Annotated in this window: 16 protein-coding genes; 8 read left to right on the top strand and 8 right to left on the bottom strand. The window is 67.5% G+C overall.

Annotated elements, in window-relative coordinates; all coding sequences use genetic code 11:
• Nucleotides 1–8 precede the first annotated feature (8 nt).
• On the bottom strand, nucleotides 9–1,673 hold the full coding sequence (locus AB0876_RS02465) for a 4Fe-4S binding protein (protein WP_491837421.1): 1,665 nt from the start codon (nucleotides 1,671–1,673) through the stop codon (nucleotides 9–11).
• A 38-nt stretch (nucleotides 1,674–1,711) separates the two neighbouring features.
• The gene (locus AB0876_RS02460) at nucleotides 1,712–2,728 is read right to left on the bottom strand and encodes a diiron oxygenase (RefSeq protein ID WP_526041106.1); all 1,017 of its coding nucleotides are present in this window, start codon (nucleotides 2,726–2,728) and stop codon (nucleotides 1,712–1,714) included.
• A gap of 122 nt (nucleotides 2,729–2,850) precedes the next feature.
• Between AB0876_RS02460 and map the strand changes: the two genes are divergently transcribed.
• The 3 genes from map (at nucleotide 2,851) to sepH (ending at nucleotide 5,646) form a co-directional block, all read left to right on the top strand.
• Nucleotides 2,851–3,615 carry a type I methionyl aminopeptidase gene (map, locus tag AB0876_RS02455; RefSeq protein ID WP_491837419.1) on the top strand — a complete coding sequence of 255 codons (765 nt, stop codon included), beginning with the start codon at nucleotides 2,851–2,853 and terminating at the stop codon, nucleotides 3,613–3,615.
• Between the two features lie 22 nt (nucleotides 3,616–3,637).
• Entirely contained in the window at nucleotides 3,638–4,744 is a 1,107-nt protein-coding gene (serC, locus tag AB0876_RS02450) for a phosphoserine transaminase (RefSeq protein WP_055117520.1), read from the top strand.
• Between the two features lie 92 nt (nucleotides 4,745–4,836).
• Complete coding sequence (gene sepH / locus AB0876_RS02445; RefSeq protein WP_491837417.1) at nucleotides 4,837–5,646, top strand: septation protein SepH; 810 nt, start codon at nucleotides 4,837–4,839, stop codon at nucleotides 5,644–5,646.
• Between the two features lie 67 nt (nucleotides 5,647–5,713).
• Here sepH and AB0876_RS02440 read toward each other — a convergent pair whose 3' ends face one another.
• From AB0876_RS02440 to AB0876_RS02425, 4 genes are all read right to left on the bottom strand, one after another.
• Nucleotides 5,714–6,649, bottom strand: coding sequence for a type IV toxin-antitoxin system AbiEi family antitoxin domain-containing protein (locus AB0876_RS02440; RefSeq protein WP_526041105.1), 936 nt, complete (start codon nucleotides 6,647–6,649; stop codon nucleotides 5,714–5,716).
• A 149-nt stretch (nucleotides 6,650–6,798) separates the two neighbouring features.
• Nucleotides 6,799–7,074 (bottom strand): DUF2537 domain-containing protein, encoded by a 276-nt coding sequence (locus AB0876_RS02435; protein WP_491837415.1) that lies wholly within the window; start codon nucleotides 7,072–7,074, stop codon nucleotides 6,799–6,801.
• 20 nt (nucleotides 7,075–7,094) lie between these two features.
• On the bottom strand, nucleotides 7,095–7,916 hold the full coding sequence (locus tag AB0876_RS02430) for a TrmH family RNA methyltransferase (protein ID WP_491837414.1): 822 nt from the start codon (nucleotides 7,914–7,916) through the stop codon (nucleotides 7,095–7,097).
• The gene (locus AB0876_RS02425; protein ID WP_055117529.1) at nucleotides 7,913–8,344 is read right to left on the bottom strand and encodes an Rv0880 family HTH-type transcriptional regulator; all 432 of its coding nucleotides are present in this window, start codon (nucleotides 8,342–8,344) and stop codon (nucleotides 7,913–7,915) included. Before AB0876_RS02425 ends, AB0876_RS02430 begins: the two co-directional genes overlap by 4 nt.
• A gap of 85 nt (nucleotides 8,345–8,429) precedes the next feature.
• On the opposite strand from AB0876_RS02425, the gene AB0876_RS02420 reads away from it, so the two are divergent.
• The gene (locus AB0876_RS02420; RefSeq protein WP_491837413.1) at nucleotides 8,430–8,690 is read left to right on the top strand and encodes a DUF2530 domain-containing protein; all 261 of its coding nucleotides are present in this window, start codon (nucleotides 8,430–8,432) and stop codon (nucleotides 8,688–8,690) included.
• 9 nt (nucleotides 8,691–8,699) lie between these two features.
• Nucleotides 8,700–9,152, top strand: a complete 453-nt coding sequence (locus AB0876_RS02415) for an SRPBCC family protein (protein WP_526041104.1) — start codon at nucleotides 8,700–8,702, stop codon at nucleotides 9,150–9,152.
• Between the two features lie 77 nt (nucleotides 9,153–9,229).
• On the opposite strand, the gene AB0876_RS02410 is transcribed toward AB0876_RS02415, so the two are convergent.
• Nucleotides 9,230–10,012 (bottom strand): DUF3027 domain-containing protein, encoded by a 783-nt coding sequence (locus AB0876_RS02410; protein ID WP_491837411.1) that lies wholly within the window; start codon nucleotides 10,010–10,012, stop codon nucleotides 9,230–9,232.
• A 141-nt stretch (nucleotides 10,013–10,153) separates the two neighbouring features.
• On the opposite strand from AB0876_RS02410, the gene AB0876_RS02405 reads away from it, so the two are divergent.
• The 3 genes from AB0876_RS02405 to AB0876_RS02395 all read left to right on the top strand — a co-directional run bounded on the left by AB0876_RS02405 (nucleotide 10,154) and on the right by AB0876_RS02395 (nucleotide 12,708).
• Nucleotides 10,154–11,761 (top strand): MFS transporter, encoded by a 1,608-nt coding sequence (locus AB0876_RS02405; protein ID WP_463792711.1) that lies wholly within the window; start codon nucleotides 10,154–10,156, stop codon nucleotides 11,759–11,761.
• A complete protein-coding gene (locus AB0876_RS02400) occupies nucleotides 11,761–12,249 on the top strand; it encodes a DUF2771 family protein (RefSeq protein ID WP_526041103.1) in 489 nt (162 codons plus the stop codon). Before AB0876_RS02405 ends, AB0876_RS02400 begins: the two co-directional genes overlap by 1 nt.
• Nucleotides 12,250–12,345: 96 nt before the next feature.
• Complete coding sequence (locus AB0876_RS02395; RefSeq protein ID WP_526041102.1) at nucleotides 12,346–12,708, top strand: hypothetical protein; 363 nt, start codon at nucleotides 12,346–12,348, stop codon at nucleotides 12,706–12,708.
• Nucleotides 12,709–12,717: 9 nt separating this feature from the next.
• Here AB0876_RS02395 and AB0876_RS02390 read toward each other — a convergent pair whose 3' ends face one another.
• Nucleotides 12,718–13,740, bottom strand: a complete 1,023-nt coding sequence (locus tag AB0876_RS02390) for a glutathione S-transferase family protein (RefSeq protein ID WP_526041101.1) — start codon at nucleotides 13,738–13,740, stop codon at nucleotides 12,718–12,720.
• Between the last annotated feature and the right edge of the window lie 11 nt (nucleotides 13,741–13,751).

The raw sequence follows: 13,751 nt of genomic DNA, 5'->3' as shown, positions 1-13,751 counted from the left end.
CCGGCAACTCAGTGTGCCTGCAGGCTCGCGGTGAGTCGCTGCCGCACAGTCGGTTTCGGTGCCGTCGCGGCGACCGCGACCATCTCGTCGACCGAGGTGAACTTGTCCCGTGGACGGTCCTCGCCACCGCGGGCGATCTCGGCGGCGTCGATCGCCCGCCACCCGGCGGCGTCGACCATGGCGGGCTGGCGGGTACGCACCAGCTTGTCCAGGGCGGCCGCCTTGTGCACCGGATCGGTCAGCGCGCCGGCGTTGTAATCGTCGACCAGCTGGTGCACGGTCTGCGCCGCGCATGACTTGTTGGTGCCGATGAAGCCGGTGGGCCCGCGCTTGATCCAGCCGGCCACGTAGGCGCCCGACGCACCGCGCACGCGTCCGGCGTCGTTGGGCACTACGGCGGCATCGTCGTCAAACGGAAGATCGGCAATTGCCTTGCCGCGGTAGCCGATCGAGGTCAGCACCAGGCCGGCCTCCAGCTCACGCACCTGATCGGTTCCGGTGAGACCGAATTCGATGCCGGCCACCCGGTCCTCGCCGAGCACACGCTGCGGGGTGAGACGGTAGGCCAACCGGATCCGCGGCCGGGTCAGCGGTGCGGACGCATTGCCCAGCTTGGTCAGGATCTCCAGCTTGTTGCGGGTCAGCGGATCGGTCTCGCGGGCCAGATCTGCGACCACCAGCTGGTGATCGGCCTCGTCGAGCACCACGTCACAGGTCGCGGTCAGGCCGATCAGCTCAGGCAGGGTGAAGGCCGATTCGGCGGGGCCGCGGCGGGCCGCGATGACCACCTCGGAGACCTTCGAGTTGCGCAGGGCCGCCAACGCGTGATCGGAGATGTCGGTGCGGGCCAACATATCCGGATCGGTGGTGAGCACTCGGGCGACGTCGAATGCGACGTTCCCGTTGCCGACGATGACCACCCGCTCGTGGCTCAGGTCCACCGGCAGATCGGTGAACTCCGGGTGCCCGTTGATCCAGGCCACCATCTCGGTGGCGGTGCCCGTGCCGGGCAGATTCATGCCGTCGATGTCGAGCCGTCGGTCGTTGGGCGCACCCACCGCGTACAGCACGGCGTGATGGTGCTCCAGCAGGTCGGCGTGCGACAGGTGCTTACCGACCTCGACGTTGAGGTAGAACCGGAAACCGGGCTGCCTGCCGATGGTGTCGAACAGCGTCGTCACCCGCTTGGTGCTCTGATGGTCCGGTGCCACACCGGCACGCACCAGCCCGTAGGGCGTCGGCAGCTTCTCGAACACATTGACGCGCACGCCACGCTGCGTCAGCAGTTCATCGGCCGCGTACATGGCGGCCGGGCCGGAGCCCACGATGGCCACCGTCAACGGACCGCCTGGCCGCGCCGCCACATGCGGTGCCGCGATCACCGGCGCCAGCTTCGACGTCGGCGGCAGCTTGCCTTCCCGCTTCGGGTAGAAGGCGGCGTTCAACTCGATGAACGGCAGCTGCTTGTCCGTGAGCTTGGTATCGGCCGCGATGGCGCCGACCGGGCAGGCGCTCACGCACGCGCCGCAGTCCACACACGCCTCGGGGTCGATGTAGAGCATCTCGGCCGTCGCGAAGCCCGGCTCATCCGGTGAGGGATGGATGCAGTTCACCGGGCACGCGTAGACACAGGACCCGTCGCTACAACACGACTGGGTGATCACGTGGGGCATCTAGAACCTCTGCAGACCTTGCGCTTTCCGGACGAGCTTCAGGCGACCGAGACCAGGTGCTCGCGCTGTGGCTCGCTACGGTAGCGGCTCGGCGCCCCGTCGATCTTGCAGATCCGCCAGATCAGCTTGGCGATCGGGTTCATCAGACCGGTGTCGTGGCACAGCATGCGGACATCACCGAACATGTCCCGCAGCATCTTGCGCGACTCCGGCGAACGGAAGAACAACTCCTTGCGCACCGAGCGCGGGATGTCGAATTCCTTCCAGAACGTGCGCGGCGGCACGATGATCGCCGAGCACAGGATGCGCATGGTCAGCGGCACGAACAGCGACAGGATCCAGCGCTGACGACGGCGCAGGTTCGGCACCCGCTTGTGCAGGTACTGGTGCGCGAACGAGATGTGCCGCGCCTCCTCGGCGACGTGGATCGCCATCACCCGTTCCATGATCGGGTGCAGTGCCTTGCCCTCGCGCAGCACGTTCTTCTGCGTGTGGTCGATGGGCTCCTCGCCGGCGAGCACGCCGAAGAAGAACGGGATCGGCAGCGGGCCCGCAGCCAGCGGGATGAGCGGCTGCAGCCACTTGAGCAGCCGCGGCATGCCCGGCACGTCCATGCCGATGCGGTTGACCATCTCCTGGAACATCAGGGTGTGGTTGCACTCCTCAACCGATTCGTGCAGGCAGTACCGGTATTCCGGCGAGCCGTTGGGCACCCAGAACGAGTACTCCATCAGGCCGCGAATCAGGATGTTCTCGAAGTGCAGGCCGACCTTGGCGACGTTGGCCTGGCGCCACATGCCGATCTCGATCTGCCGCTCGACCGGCTGCGCCTGGTACCACGGGTGACCGCCCATCGGGTCGGTCCCGGGCAGGATCCAGCGCGGATCGTTGGGGATGACGGCAAATTCCGGAGAATCCCAGTCGATGTCCTTGTACGGGTTGAAATTGCGTCGCACCGAGCCCTCGGACAGCGTCGCGAGCATGTCGGTGTACTGAACGTCGTCGCTGACGTCCATGTTCTTGCGCCAGCGCCTGACCATCTTGGTCCGAGCCATGTTGCAGACCTCTCTATACTTGTCTGAGGTTTACATCTACCCACCTGTTGTACAAACGGTACCGCAGGTATCGAGTAAAAGTCCATGCCTGATTTGAATTGTTTGCCGATAGGTGACCGCACGTGGTCGATCTGAAGACCGAAGACCAGGTCGAGGCGATGGCGGCGGCCGGAGCTGTGGTAGCCGACACACTGCAAACAATTGCCAGTCAGGCCGCTCCGGGCCATACCACGGCCGATTTGGACCGAATCGCCGCCGATATCCTCGCCGCGCATCACGCCTCCTCGCCGTTCCTGAACTACCACCCGCGGTGGGCGCCCAAACCCTTCCCCGCGGTGCTGTGCGTGAGCGTCAACGACGCCGTGGTGCACGGCATCCCCGACGACACCGTCCTGGCCGACGGCGACCTGGTGTCGGTGGACTTCGGAGCAATCCTCGACGGCTGGTGCGGAGACTCCGCCCGCAGCTTCGTCGTGGGCACCGCAGCAGCGGCCGACACCGCGCTGATCGAGGCGACGGACGCAGCCCTGGCCGCGGGGATCGCCGCGGTACGGCCCGGCAACACCCTCGGTGACGTCGGACACGCCATCGCCTCGGTGGCCCGCGAGGCCGGCTACGGGCTGCTGGCCAACCACGGCGGCCACGGGATCGGGCGCACCATGCACGAGGCGCCACACGTCCCCAACTCGGGACGGCCCGGCCAAGGCATGACATTGCAGCCCGGACTGGTGATCGCGATCGAGCCGATGCTGATCGCCGACGGCACCACGGGCTACGTCCACGACCCCGACGGCTGGACACTCCGCAGCGCCACCGGAGCCCGCGCCGCGCACAGCGAACACACTGTGGCGCTCACCACCGACGGTGCCCGAATTTTGACGCGGTAGCGGCCGACTTTAGGCTGGTCCCATGGCTGAACTGATCATCCCCGCCGATATCAAGCCCCGCGATGGCCGTTTCGGATGTGGACCCTCCAAGGTCCGCCCGGAGCAACTGACCGCGCTGGCCGCTGCCGGGGATCTGTTCGGCACGTCCCACCGGCAGGCACCGATCAAGAATCTCGTCGGCCGCGTCCGCGACGGGCTGCGCGAGCTGTTCTCGGTTCCCGATGGCTACGAGGTGATCCTCGGCAACGGCGGCTCGACCGCATTCTGGGATGCCGCGGCGTTCGGTCTGATCGACAAGAAATCGCTGCACCTCACCTACGGGGAGTTCAGCTCGAAGTTCGCCTCGTGCGTGGCCAAGAACCCGTTCATCGGCGACCCGATCATCGTCAAGACCGATCCGGGCACCGCACCGCAGCCGCAGTCCGACCCGTCGGTCGACGCCGTCGCCTGGGCCCACAACGAAACCTCGACCGGCGTCTCGGTGCCGGTGCAGCGCCCGGCCGGTGATGCGCTGGTGCTGATCGACGCCACCTCGGCCGCCGGCGGCCTGCCCGTCGACATCGCCGACACCGACGCGTATTACTTTGCGCCGCAGAAGAATTTCGCCGGCGACGGCGGCCTGTGGCTGGCCATCGTCAGCCCCGCGGCACTGGCCCGCATCGAGGCCATCGGCGCATCGGACCGCTGGGTGCCCGATTTCCTGTCGCTGCCCATCGCGGTCGAGAACAGCCTCAAGAACCAGACGTACAACACCCCGGCTATCGCCACGCTGATCCTGCTGGCCGAGCAGATCGACTGGCTCAACGGCAACGGCGGGCTGGACTGGGCCGTCAAGCGCACCGCAGACTCCTCGCAGCGGCTGTACTCGTGGGCCGAGGGCACGTCGTTCGCCACCCCGTTCGTCACCGATCCGGCCCTGCGCTCGCAGGTCGTCGGCACGATCGACTTCAGCGATTCGGTGGATGCCGCCGCAGTCGCCAAGGTGCTGCGCGCCAACGGGATCGTGGATACCGAGCCCTACCGCAAGCTCGGGCGTAACCAGCTGCGGATCGGCATGTTCCCGGCCGTGGAGCCCGACGACGTGAGCGCCCTGACCGCCTGCGTCGACTGGGTCGTCGGCCAGCTCTGAGCAATCCTTCGATCCCGGTAGCCCTCCGCCAGCGTGTCAGCCCGGTAACGGGCTGATAACGCAGTAGGGTTCGCGCAGGAGGTCAGGTCGGTATGCGAGAACTCAGAGTCGTTGGATTGAACGTAGACGGCAGACGCATCATCTGCGAAGACGACGACTCCAAAGAGACGTTCAGCTTGCGTGTCGACGACCGGTTGCGCGCCGCGATGCGCGGCGACAAGGTCACCTCGAATCAGCCCGAGATCGATGTAGAGGTGCAGAACGTGCTGCGACCCAAGGAGATTCAGGCAAAGATCCGCGCCGGCGCATCGGTCGAGCAGTTGGCCGCAGCAGCCGGAGTGCCGATCGAACGGGTCGAGCGATTTGCCCATCCGGTATTGCTGGAGCGCGCGCGGGCGGCCGAGTTGGCCACCGCAGCGCATCCGGTACTGGCCGACGGACCCGCCGTGCTGACACTGCTCGAAACCGTGACGCAGGCCATCGTGGCGCGGGGCCTCGATCCCGATTCGATCGCCTGGGACGCCTGGCGTAATGAAGACAGCCGCTGGACCGTGCAGCTGGCCTGGAAGGCCGGTCGGTCGGACAACGTCGCGCACTTCCGCTATTCCCCCGGGGCCCACGGCGGCACCGTCTCGGCGTCGGACGACGCGGCCCGCCAGCTGATCAACCCCGATTTCGACAGGCCGCTGCGCCCGGTCGCTGCGGTCCCGCATCTGTTCGACAACCACGAGGCCGAGACCCACGACGTCCCGGCGGCGGCACCCGAGCAGTTCAGCCGGCCGGCCGAACCTATGCCCGCGCCGGCTCCCCCGGCGCCCAAGCGCAGCCGCAAGGCCCGTGCGACGGTTCCGGCCTGGGAGGACGTGCTGTTGGGCGTGCGTTCCTCGGGCACCCAGCCCTGATCGTTTTCGTGGAGTCAGTGCTGAAGATTGCGGCCATCAGGTAGCCACAATCTTCAGCGTTATCTAGTCAGGCCGCCAGCTCGACGCGGGTGAACTCGCAGTCCGGACCGCAGGCGTGGCCACTCACTGCGATTCCCTGTCGCCGCATCACCTGGGCGATCTTCGCGGCGGTCCGGCACGGTCGGTCGAAAACCTGACGGTAGGACAGTCGGACGGTTGAGCGGCCGTCGACCGCGGCGTCGAGATCACGCTCGACATCCTTGTTTCGTGCCGATGCAGTGTTGTGGAACAGGAGGCCGTCGAGTTCGACCACGAGCCGTCGGTCGTACTCGGCATCGCGGTAGCTCACCTTCACCGATGACGTCCAACGCTTCTGACGAGCGGCCCGGGGCAATCCGTGCGCCCGTTCCACGCGGTTGAGGTACCTGTGCTCCAGGACCGAGCAGCTGCCCTCGGCGATGTCGACGATCACCGCCCGCAGCCAGCGTCGTCTGCGAACCCGCCGACGGGCGTCGAGGGCTCGCAGCAGACGTCGCGCCGTAGTGCGCCGCGATTGGCAAGCGTCGGCCAGCACCGCAATCGCATCGAACTCGGATACGGCCTGACATGCGACGTCAAGGGCCGCTTCTTCGAAACGCAGCCGTGGCGGACCGACATGCCAGAGCACCCGCTCCTGCAGGTGGGTCAGATGGTGGATGCGCACTCCGGGTGGTTCGGCCAGCACGCCCCGGTCACGGGAGACTGCGACATGGATCACCGCACCCTCGCCGGTCAACGCCGATTCCAGGCACAACGCCGCCGGAGCTGCGTAAAGCACTGCGGCCCAGGCTCGTTGCAGCCAGGACAAAGGTCCGGTGTGATCGACGTAGACGCCGTCGTGGACCCGCGCCCACTCATTGCGCCGGAGCAACCGTCGAATGTCGTGCTGCTGCAGCCCCGCATCCAGGGCCTGCCGACGCGAGATCACCCCCGACTGCTGCCGAAGCACGTCCTCGATGTCCACGCCATCGATGCTTGCCCACCGGCTCCTCCACGACCAGACCCGTTCCGCGCACCTGTGGACAACTACTTGCGCTGAAGATTGCGGCTACCCGGTGACCTCAATGTTCAGCGCTGTCGACCGCTCTGTGGCGCACGACTGGTGGCCTGAGGTCAGCCCTGGGTCAGCCCGATGGCCAGCAGTGCCAGCCACCCGCCCGCCACACCGACACCCGACCCCAGCACGAACCAGCGCCACACCGGCCGGTGCCGCCAGCCCCACACGGTGGGCGCCAATCCCCCGACGGCGACCATGTTCAGGCCCACCGCCAGCAGCGGGTGCACGCGCAACAGCCCCATCCCGAGTACCACGATGGCCGCGGCGAGCACGGCTGCCACGAAACCCGCCACCGTCAGGCCGGTCGCCCACGGCGTGGAATCGTCGGTCACGGTGTCAATCTAACGCGAGTTCAGCTCCCGAGCCGGGCACGCTCGTAGAACGCGAGCGCCGCCGCCGTGGCGACGTTGAGCGAATCGGTGCCGCGTGACATCGGGATGCGTACACGCACGTCGCTGGCCCGCATCGTGTGCTCGGTCAGGCCTGGCCCCTCGGCGCCGACCAGTACCGCCACCCGATCCCCTTCGAGCTGCGTCATCGCTTCGGACAGGGTCGCGGCAGCCGGATCGGGAGTCATCGCCATGAGTCGGAACCCCTTGTCCCGCAAGAGCTCCAGATCACCGGGCCACGAGGAGGCCCGCGCGAACGGAACCAGCAGGGCGTGGCCCATCGACACCCGCACCGCCCGCCGGTACAGCGGATCTGCGCACCCCGCCCCGAACACCACGGCATCGACCGCCAGTCCGGCGGCATTGCGGAAGATCGAGCCGAGGTTCTCGTGGTCGTTGACCCCTTCGAGCACCGCCACGGTGCGCGCCTCGGAGATCACCTCCGCCACCGTCAGCTCCGGCGCCCGCGAGGCCGAGGCCAGCACGCCACGGTTGAGGTGGAACCCGACCGCGGCAGCCATCACGTCGGCGTCGGTCCGGTAGAACGGCACGTCCACACCCTCGAGGTCGGCGGCCAGTTCCGTCAGGCGCCGGTCCGTGCCAAGCAGTGCACGCGGGGCAAAGCGGGAGGCCAGCATCCGCTGCGCCACCAGCACGCCTTCGGCGATCACCAGACCTTTGCCACTGGGCAGATCGGGTCGCCGGTCCACGCTGTTGAGGTCGCGGAAGTCGTCCAACCGGGAATCGGCCGGATCGTCGATATCGATAACCTGCAGCAGACTCACACGCCTTCGAGAACCATGGCCGACATCAGATCGGCTGCGGTGATCAACGTCTGGCGTTCATCCGGATCCAACCGGGACAGTTGCGTCTTGAGCCACTCCTGGCTCGCGCGGCGCTCGGCCTCGACGAGGGTCATCCCGGCCGGTGAGGCGGACACCACGATCTGGCGTCCGTCCAGCGGATGGGCGGCCCGCGCCACCAGACCCTGTTCGGCCAGTGAGGCGATCACCCGGGTCATCGACGGAGGACGCACCCGCTCACGCGATGCCAGCGCGCCCGGTGTCATCGCGCCCTCCTTGGCCAAGGTGGCCAGCGCCGAGAACTGGGTCAGCGAAACCGGGGATTCCGCACGCCGCGTACGTAATTGACGCGCGAGTCGAACAACCGCCAGGGCCAGATCATTGGCGAGCCGCGCCTCCGGATCCTTCACATCGGAAATAGTACTGAGGCGCTCAAGGTAAAGGGCTAAAACCAAGACCAATGAACGCGGACCGCATCGGATACGTTGGTCACCGATGACCGAGGACAACGACGCGCCGGAGCCCCAACCGCCGGCCCTGCCTGCCGCACTGCTGGAACCGTGGCCGGTGATTCTGGTGATCGCCACGGGCTGGCTGATCGCCACCGTCCTGACCTTCACGGTCAGCGGTCTGCAACACTGGCGGCCGTTCACAGTCGCCGGACTGGCGATCGGCGTTCTCGGCACGACTATCTTTCTGATCCAGCGCCGCGCCGTGCGCCGCGGATCCCGCGGTGCGCAAAGCGGATTGACCTGAGGAGACACCATGGCCGCACCCCTACTGCAAGCCACCATCGACATCGACGCACCGGTCGACAAGGTCTGGGGGTTGATATCTGACCTCCGCCGGATGCCGCAGTGGAGCCCGCAGTGCCGGCTCATGAAGCCGCTCGGCCCGCTGCGTCCGGGAACCCGCACGTTCAACCTCAACCGGCGCAAGTTCGTGTTCTGGCCCACCACGTCACGGCTGACCGAGGTCGTCGACAACAAGAAGCTGTCCTTCCTGGTGGAGGGCAACAACACCGTGTGGAGTTACGAACTGGAACCGACGGGCACGGGCACCCGGGTGACCGAATCCCGCCACGCCGAGAACGGCACCACAGCCGTGTCCAACGCTCTGGTCGGCGCGTTGTTCGGCGGCGTCCCCAGCTTCGAGGACGAACTCGTCGAGGGAATGAAAGACTCGCTGGCCCGGATCAAGGCCGCCGCCGAGCACTAGGGACGACTCCATCGACTGGGTCGAACTCGCCTCAGCACCGGACCAGATTCGCCTCAGTCGGCCGGACCAGATTCGCCTCAGTCGGCGGTGTCGAGCACACCGTCGTCGTACGGCTCGTACATCGGCGACCCGGTGCCGGGCGGTTGCGGGGTGTCCGAATGGGCCCCGCAGCCGTACTCGGCCTCCACCACATGCCCGTCGGCCGACAGATCGTTGGCGCACACGCCGAACATCACGCCCAGCGCGCCACCGAGCGGCAGGTAGAAGCCGCAGTCGCGGCAGACCCGGCGTGTCGACCGGGCCATCGCCGAACCCGGCCCGTAATCGCCGTCGTGCCAGCGCTGCGCAGCCTGCGCCCGACCCCACTCGCTGAGCACCTGACGCCGGCCGAAGCCGAGCTCGAGGGCCGCATCGTCGATCAGCGGATCACCGGTGGCCACATAGCCCGGGACCAGACGCGGATCATTGGGCGGCGGGGCCAACAGGTCGCCGGGCCCGAGGTCCCCGGGACGAACCCGCTCCTCCCACGGCACCCACTCCGGCGCCAGCAGCGCCGTCGGACCCGGAACCAGGACCAGCTCGCTGATCGTGGCGTGGTCGGCGCCCGGGTAGGCAGCCACCACGACGGCCCACTGCCAGCCACGGTAACCGGGCAGGTCAGCCAGGAATCGGTGCGTGGCCGACGAGGCGTCCTCGATGCTCGCACCGAGGTATTCGCCCACGGCGCCCTCGCCGCTGAACTCGATCAGCGCCGCGCGAGCCTGTTCGGCGGCACCCAACAGCACCGCCTCCTGCTCCTGCGACGGTGCCGCCGGGCCGGTCTCGGGTGTCTGCTCAGCAGATTCGGTCACGCTTTCCATCGCCTCCATAGTGCCTGATCGGGACGACCCCAGACCACACCGGTCGCCTGTCGGCCGCCCGAGCGCCCGATAAGAGAGAATCGGGGGGTGACCTACTACCCGCCGCGGCCGCCGGCCGATCACGGCGCGGAACATCCCGGAATGGCCAACTACCCCAGCGACGAGACGCCGCGGCGGCCACGCAGACAATCGGTGCCCAGCTCCAACCGCTGGCTGCCGCCGCTCGACGAGCAACACACCACCGCGCACCCCAGGCAGGACGACTCGCAACGCTCCCACGGCGTCGGCGCGGCAGCCGGTGAGAAGGTCACCGTCACCCGGGCCGCCGCGGCACGCAGCCGCGAAATGGGTTCGCGGATGTACGGTTTCGTGCACCGCGCGGCCACCGCCGACGGCGCCGACAAGTCCGGGCTGACCGCACTGACCTGGCCGGTTGTGGCAAACTTCGCCGTCGACGCAGCCATGGCCGTCGCACTGGCCAACACGTTGTTCTTCGCTGCGGCCAGCGGCGAGTCCAAGAGCAAGGTCGCGCTGTACCTGCTGATCACCATTGCGCCGTTCGCCGTGATCGCCCCGCTGATCGGTCCCGCGCTGGACCGCCTGCAGCACGGTCGCCGAATGGCGCTGGCGGCCTCGTTCGCACTACGCACCGGGTTGATCGTGATCTTGATCGCCAACTACGACGGCGCCACCGGGAGCTATCCGTCCTGGGTGCTCTACCCGTGCGCGCTGGGCATGATGGTGCTGTCCAAATCCTTCTCGGTGCTGCGCAGCGCGGTCACGCCGCGGGTGCTGCCCCCCTCGATCGACCTGGTCCGGGTCAACTCCCGACTGACCACCTTCGGACTGCTCGGCGGCACCGTCGTCGGCGGCGGCATCGCCGCGGGGGCCGAATATCTGTTCAAGGTGGCTCAACTGCCCGGGGCGCTGTACGTGGTCGTCGCGGTCTCGGTGGCCGGCGCGGTGCTGTCGATGCGGATCCCGAAGTGGGTCGAGGTCACCGAGGGTGAGGTGCCCACCACCCTGAGCTACCACGGTCAATCCGGCGGGCGGGACGAGATGCGCCGTCACCCCGGCAAGCCCAAGGCCGAACGTCAACCGTTGGGCCGCAACACCATCACCGCGCTGTGGGGCAACTGCACCATCAAGGTGATGGTCGGATTCCTGTTCCTGTACCCGGCTTTCGTCGCCAAGTCCCACGATGCCAGCGGCTGGGAACAGCTGCTGATCCTCGGACTGATCGGGGCTGCGGCCGGAATCGGCAACTTCGGCGGCAACATAGCCGCCGCGCGGCTCAAGCTAGGCCGCCCCGCACAGCTGGTCGTGCGGGCCGCGGCCGCCGTCACGGTTGTCGCGCTGGCCACCGCGCTCACCGGGAACCTGCTGGTGGCCGCTGGGGCGACACTGATCACCTCGGGCGCCAGCGCCATCGCCAAGGCCTCCCTCGACGCGTCCCTGCAGGACGATCTCCCCGAGGCCTCGCGGGCCTCGGCATTCGGCCGCTCGGAATCGGTGCTGCAGCTGGCCTGGGTTATCGGCGGCGCCACCGGGGTGCTGATCTACACGGACCTCACGGTCGGGTTCACTACGATCACGGCCGTGCTGATACTCGGACTGGCGCAGACGATCGTGAGCTACCGCGGCGAATCCCTGATTCCGGGCCTGGGCGGTAATCGCCCGGTCCATGCCGCACGAGAAGGCGGCAGCCGTCCCGCGGCAGCCCCGACAACAGCACAGTGGGAGTCCTGATGAAGCGTGTCCTGGCGGTCCTGGGGGCCGTGATCGTACTGGCGATCGCCGGTACCGCGGTCGGGGTCTGGCGACTGCACAGTGCACAGGGCGACCAGCTTCCGGAGATCAGCGCGTACTCGCACGGACACTCGGTGCGGGTCGGCCCGTTCCAGTACTGCGAGGTACTCAACCTCGACGACTGCAAGGAGCCGCGGGACACGGGCGAGTTGGCGGTCAGGAAAGACAACCCGGTGCAGCTGTCGGTGCCCAGTGCGGTCGCCCGTGCACCGTGGCGGCTGCTGCAGGTGTACGAGAACCCGATCGACACGACGGTGTCGTACTTCGCGCCCAAGACGACGCTGGCCGTGACCATCCCGACCGTCGATCCCAACCGGGGTCGGCTGACCGGCCTGGCGGTGCAAGTGCTGACCCTGGTTCAGGACCAGGACGGCGAGGAGTTCGCGCTGCCGCATGCGGAATGGTCGATCAGCACCGTCTGGCCCTGAGCCTCCGGCCGCTTTGCTGCTTGCCTTGACAAGCAACACTGGACCGGATCTCTCAGACCGTGATTTTCGACGGTTGTGCAGCGTTAACGTATTTTCATGAGGCCACTGAGGGTGGGTCTGGCAACCGCCGGACTTGTGTGCGGCGGCGTCGCGGGAGCGCTCGGCGTCGGGTTCGGTACCGCCCACGCCTACACCTACGGCCCGTTCCAGTGGTGCCCTGGGCAACCGCTGCCGAACGACCCGCCCCGGTCGGATGCAGACCTGGTGTGGGACATGGGTATCTGCCACACCTACTACTTCGAATATGACGTGCGAACCCACGCCCCTGCCCATTACTGGGAGGGACCCAACCTGTTCCCGACGCCGATCCCGCCGCCTCCGCCGCCGGAGAATCCGCCGAACATTTTCGAGCAGTGCCCCGGGCTCATCCCGTTCGTCAACTGTCTGCCCGGCCTCTGACCTTCCCGGCTACGACGCGCCGTGTCCCTCCGGGACACGTTCACCCTGCGGCGTCGGCCCCGGCGGGGTGCCGTCACCGAAAGGCCTGCCGCCCAGGGATTCCCGCCCATGCGGCGTCAGCCAGTTGGCCAGGTCCGGGCCCTTGGGCACGATCTGCGTCGGGTTGATGTCCGAATGCACGATGTAGTAGTGCTGCTTGATCTGGACGAAATCGATGGTGTCGCCGAAGCCGGGCGTCTGGAACAGGTCTCGCGCGTACGCCCACAGCACGTCCATCTCGGCGAGCTTGGACCGGTTGCACTTGAAATGGCCGTGGTAGACCGGGTCGAACCGGGCCAGCGTGGTGAACAGCCGGACGTCGGCCTCGGTGATGGTGTCGCCCACCAGATAACGCTGAGTGCTCAGCCGGTCGGTGAGCCAGTCCAGCGTCGCGAACAACCGGTCGTAGGCCTGGTCGTAGGCCTCCTGCGAGCCGGCGAAGCCGCACCGGTAGACCCCGTTGTTGACCTCGGTGTAGATGCGCTTGGCCACCTCGTCGATCTCCGCGCGCAACGGCTCGGGATACAGCTGCGGGGCTCCCTCGCGGTGGTACTCCGTCCACTCGGTGGAGAAGTCCAGTGTCATCTGGGCGAAGTCGTTGGTCACCACCGCACCCGTGGCCACCTCGACGATCGCCGGCACGGTGATGCCCTTCGGGTAGTTCGGGTCGCGTTTGAAGTACGCGTCCTGCAACCGCGGAATCTTCAGCACCGGGTCGAGCCCACCGGGATCGAGGTCGAAGGTCCAGCTGCGCGCGTCGTGCGTCGGCCCGCAAAAGCCAATGGAGAGAACGTTTTCCAGGCCCAGCAGGCGCCGCACGATGATCGTGCGGTTGGCCCACGGGCAGGCCCGCGCAACGATCAACCGGTACCGGCCGGGTTCGACGGGGTAACCGTCACGTCCGTCGGCCGTGATCCTGGTGGTGATGTAGTTGGTATCGCGATTGAACTCGCCGGAGTTGGACTTGTCGGCGACGTAGGTGCCCTGAGCCATGGACCCAGTGT

Source organism: Mycobacterium sp. NPDC049093, assembly GCF_040704635.1.
In the GTDB taxonomy this organism is placed as follows: Bacteria; Actinomycetota; Actinomycetes; order Mycobacteriales; family Mycobacteriaceae; genus Mycobacterium.
Note: the sequence above shows the minus strand (reverse complement) of the source record. Positions and strands in the feature narration are given on the sequence as shown.

What these genes read in the sequence shown, in the direction of transcription:
- AB0876_RS02465 (WP_491837421.1), bottom strand. Translation starts at nt 1,673, where the DNA reads ATGCCCCACGTGATCACCCAGTCGTGTTGTAGCGACGGGTCCTGTGTC.
- AB0876_RS02460 (WP_526041106.1), bottom strand. Translation starts at nt 2,728, where the DNA reads ATGGCTCGGACCAAGATGGTCAGGCGCTGGCGCAAGAACATGGACGTC.
- serC (WP_055117520.1), top strand. Translation starts at nt 3,638, where the DNA reads ATGGCTGAACTGATCATCCCCGCCGATATCAAGCCCCGCGATGGCCGT.
- sepH (WP_491837417.1), top strand. Translation starts at nt 4,837, where the DNA reads ATGCGAGAACTCAGAGTCGTTGGATTGAACGTAGACGGCAGACGCATC.
- AB0876_RS02420 (WP_491837413.1), top strand. Translation starts at nt 8,430, where the DNA reads ATGACCGAGGACAACGACGCGCCGGAGCCCCAACCGCCGGCCCTGCCT.
- AB0876_RS02415 (WP_526041104.1), top strand. Translation starts at nt 8,700, where the DNA reads ATGGCCGCACCCCTACTGCAAGCCACCATCGACATCGACGCACCGGTC.
- AB0876_RS02410 (WP_491837411.1), bottom strand. Translation starts at nt 10,012, where the DNA reads ATGGAAAGCGTGACCGAATCTGCTGAGCAGACACCCGAGACCGGCCCG.
- AB0876_RS02405 (WP_463792711.1), top strand. Translation starts at nt 10,154, where the DNA reads ATGGCCAACTACCCCAGCGACGAGACGCCGCGGCGGCCACGCAGACAA.
- AB0876_RS02400 (WP_526041103.1), top strand. Translation starts at nt 11,761, where the DNA reads ATGAAGCGTGTCCTGGCGGTCCTGGGGGCCGTGATCGTACTGGCGATC.
- AB0876_RS02395 (WP_526041102.1), top strand. Translation starts at nt 12,346, where the DNA reads ATGAGGCCACTGAGGGTGGGTCTGGCAACCGCCGGACTTGTGTGCGGC.
- AB0876_RS02390 (WP_526041101.1), bottom strand. Translation starts at nt 13,740, where the DNA reads ATGGCTCAGGGCACCTACGTCGCCGACAAGTCCAACTCCGGCGAGTTC.